The 3275-nt window shown below is 61.1% G+C and carries 3 protein-coding genes and 3 pseudogenes; 3 read left to right on the top strand and 3 right to left on the bottom strand.

What is annotated here, in order from left to right:
• A partial coding sequence (locus tag BG842_RS00520; protein ID WP_254662799.1) for an MFS transporter occupies positions 1-596 on the top strand: 596 nt, incomplete at its 5' end.
• Here BG842_RS00520 and BG842_RS00515 read toward each other — a convergent pair.
• Positions 582-1277 (bottom strand): helix-turn-helix domain-containing protein, encoded by a 696-nt coding sequence (locus tag BG842_RS00515; RefSeq protein ID WP_069449248.1) that lies wholly within the window; start codon positions 1275-1277, stop codon positions 582-584. The genes BG842_RS00520 and BG842_RS00515 overlap by 15 nt on opposite strands.
• A gap of 169 nt (positions 1278-1446) precedes the next feature.
• Here BG842_RS00515 and BG842_RS32395 point away from each other — a divergent pair.
• Positions 1447-1602 (top strand): annotated as a pseudogene (locus BG842_RS32395) (zinc ribbon domain-containing protein); the annotation flags it as partial.
• Positions 1603-1682: 80 nt separating this feature from the next.
• Here the strand turns inward: BG842_RS32395 and BG842_RS32875 are convergent.
• Positions 1683-1838: pseudogene (locus BG842_RS32875) on the bottom strand (zinc ribbon domain-containing protein); the annotation flags it as partial.
• Positions 1839-2007: 169 nt separating this feature from the next.
• Here BG842_RS32875 and BG842_RS00510 point away from each other — a divergent pair.
• A complete protein-coding gene (locus tag BG842_RS00510) occupies positions 2008-2703 on the top strand; it encodes a helix-turn-helix domain-containing protein (protein WP_069449248.1) in 696 nt (231 codons plus the stop codon).
• Here the strand turns inward: BG842_RS00510 and BG842_RS32870 are convergent.
• Positions 2689-3275: pseudogene (locus BG842_RS32870) on the bottom strand (MFS transporter); the annotation flags it as partial. The gene BG842_RS00510 and the pseudogene BG842_RS32870 sit on opposite strands and share 15 nt — an antisense overlap.

Here is a 3275-nt window from a genome sequence, read left to right as displayed (position 1 = left end):
CTCTTTTCGGGCTGGTTCGTCGCCGTCTTCGGCGTCGTCATGCTCTCCGGACTGTACTACCGCGGCGTGTTGACCTTCCTCCCGGACCTCCTCTCGGGCCTCTCGCTCTTCGCCCCATCGATGTTGCCGGAAAATCGCTCGAACCGGCGCGCTACCTCTACGCCGGACTCCTCACCGTCGGGATGGTCGGACAGTTCGCGGGCGGCAAACTCACCGACCGCGTGGAAAACACCGCCGCCATCGCCGTCGCCTTCGGTACGTTGGCGCTCATCGCGCTCGTGTTCGTCCCCGCCGCGGACGCCGGGCTCGTCCCCCTGCTCGTCGTCAGTTTCGCGCTCGGATTCTGGCTGTTCGCGGTGCAACCGCTGTATCAGGCGACCGTCGCCGAGTTCACGCCGCCCGACGCCCGTGGGCTCTCTTACGGCTACACCTATCTCGGCGTGTTCGGAATCGGCGCGCTCGGTGCGGCCGTCGCTGGCTACGTGCTCCAGTACTACTCGCCGACGGTCCTGTTCCTCGTCCTCGCGGGATTCGCGACGGTCGCGTCACTACTCGGCGTCTTGCTCTCGCTTCGAGCGGAATCAGACCCCGTTTGAGTTGACGTGCTTGCCCACCTCTTCCATCACCTTCCGCTCCGCACGGGCGAGGTGTTCCCACGCCGTCGTGGACGCGATGCCGACGATATCGGCGATGTCCTCGATGCTGGTCTCCTTTTTCGGTTGGTAGTAGCCGAGGTCGATGGCCGTACCGAGCACCTCTCGCTGTCGTCCCGTGAGTTCGTGGACGACGCGCGAGAACTCCAACTGCTCCTGTTCGGCGACCGTCCCGAGTTCGACGTTTCGAACGAGGTCGGTCTCGTTCCCGGCGCGTTCGAGCGACTCGACGATTTCGTTCAGGTCGTCTGCGTCGTCCAGATACAACGTCCAGTGTTCCCACCCGGCGGTTATCGTCGCTCCGGTTCGGTAGTGGACGCCCAAGTCGGTCAACCGCTGTGAGATGCTGTCCCACTGGTAGCTGTCGATGGAGACGGCGACGAGGACGCGCGGAGCGTCGAGCGGCGTCAACGGGTCCACATCTAGTACGGGTTCCGCGGCCTCAAACTCGTCGAGGAAGCCCGCGATCGACGCTTTCGGGCCGGTTATTTCGACGATGCGTTTTCGCTCCGCGGCGCTTCCCGTCATCGACGAGACAGAGCGAATCGTGATGGCCGGATAATCGGCGCTGATGTCGCTCTCCGGCTCGCCGTGGTGACGTATCCGAAGCGTCACTTCTCGCATTACTACAATCGAGGAAATCGAATGTGTTGAACCTTTGTATCCATTCTAGCTACTTTTCTGAATCATAGAGCGTATGTTTTTCTCATTTTCTCCCTCGATTCTTTGGTAACCAGTCAAGGCCTGCGGAGACTACGCTCCTTACGGACACTGTTGTATCTGCACAGCACCTCGTACAACGTGGAACCAGATTCCCTGTGAAACGGTTGAGTCACCGTACAACTCAAAATCGTGTTTGTGCTGTGGACGCCGTGGCTACCGCCAAGGTCGGCGGTTCCGTTGCACAAATGATTCGTGTGCGGTTCAGCAAGACCATGCTGACCGGAACGATGTCGAGCGAAAGGCCTCGACGGCCAGACGTCCCGAATGATTCGAGTGCTGGCCGTCGAGGGCCTTTCGCTCGACATCGTTCCGGTCAGCATGGTCTTGCTGAACCGCACACGAATCATTTGTGCAACGGAACCGCCGACCTTGGCGGTAGCCACGGCGTCCACAGCACAAACACGATTTTGAGTTGTACGGTGACTCAACCGTTTCACAGGGAATCTGGTTCCACGTTGTACGAGGTGCTGTGCAGATACAACAGTGTCCGTAAGGAGCGTAGTCTCCGCAGGCCTTGACTGGTTACCAAAGAATCGAGGGAGAAAATGAGAAAAACATACGCTCTATGATTCAGAAAAGTAGCTAGAATGGATACAAAGGTTCAACACATTCGATTTCCTCGATTGTAGTAATGCGAGAAGTGACGCTTCGGATACGTCACCACGGCGAGCCGGAGAGCGACATCAGCGCCGATTATCCGGCCATCACGATTCGCTCTGTCTCGTCGATGACGGGAAGCGCCGCGGAGCGAAAACGCATCGTCGAAATAACCGGCCCGAAAGCGTCGATCGCGGGCTTCCTCGACGAGTTTGAGGCCGCGGAACCCGTACTAGATGTGGACCCGTTGACGCCGCTCGACGCTCCGCGCGTCCTCGTCGCCGTCTCCATCGACAGCTACCAGTGGGACAGCATCTCACAGCGGTTGACCGACTTGGGCGTCCACTACCGAACCGGAGCGACGATAACCGCCGGGTGGGAACACTGGACGTTGTATCTGGACGACGCAGACGACCTGAACGAAATCGTCGAGTCGCTCGAACGCGCCGGGAACGAGACCGACCTCGTTCGAAACGTCGAACTCGGGACGGTCGCCGAACAGGAGCAGTTGGAGTTCTCGCGCGTCGTCCACGAACTCACGGGACGACAGCGAGAGGTGCTCGGTACGGCCATCGACCTCGGCTACTACCAACCGAAAAAGGAGACCAGCATCGAGGACATCGCCGATATCGTCGGCATCGCGTCCACGACGGCGTGGGAACACCTCGCCCGTGCGGAGCGGAAGGTGATGGAAGAGGTGGGCAAGCACGTCAACTCAAACGGGGTCTGATTCCGCTCGAAGCGAGAGCAAGACGCCGAGTAGTGACGCGACCGTCGCGAATCCCGCGAGGACGAGGAACAGGACCGTCGGCGAGTAGTACTGGAGCACGTAGCCAGCGACGGCCGCACCGAGCGCGCCGATTCCGAACACGCCGAGATAGGTGTAGCCGTAAGAGAGCCCACGGGCGTCGGGCGGCGTGAACTCGGCGACGGTCGCCTGATACAGCGGTTGCACCGCGAACAGCCAGAATCCGAGCGCGAAACTGACGACGAGCAGGGGGACGAGCCCGGCGTCCGCGGCGGGGACGAACACGAGCGCGATGAGCGCCAACGTACGAAGGCGACGGCGATGGCGGCGGTGTTTTCCACGCGGTCGGTGAGTTTGCCGCCCGCGAACTGTCCGACCATCCCGACGGTGAGGAGTCCGGCGTAGAGGTAGCGCGCCGGTTCGAGCGATTTTCCGGCAACATCGATGGGGGCGAAGAGCGAGAGGCCCGAGAGGAGGTCCGGGAGGAAGGTCAACACGCCGCGGTAGTACAGTCCGGAGAGCATGACGACGCCGAAGACGGCGACGAACCAGCC

Origin of the sequence: Haladaptatus sp. W1, from assembly GCF_001723155.1 — an archaeon.
Taxonomy (GTDB): Archaea; Halobacteriota; Halobacteria; order Halobacteriales; family Haladaptataceae; genus Haladaptatus; species Haladaptatus paucihalophilus.
This window is presented reverse-complemented; position numbering and strand designations above follow the sequence as displayed.

Coding starts and splice junctions, on each gene's coding strand:
- BG842_RS00515 (WP_069449248.1), bottom strand. CDS start 1,277: ATGCGAGAAGTGACGCTTCGGATACGTCACCACGGCGAGCCGGAGAGC.
- BG842_RS00510 (WP_069449248.1), top strand. CDS start 2,008: ATGCGAGAAGTGACGCTTCGGATACGTCACCACGGCGAGCCGGAGAGC.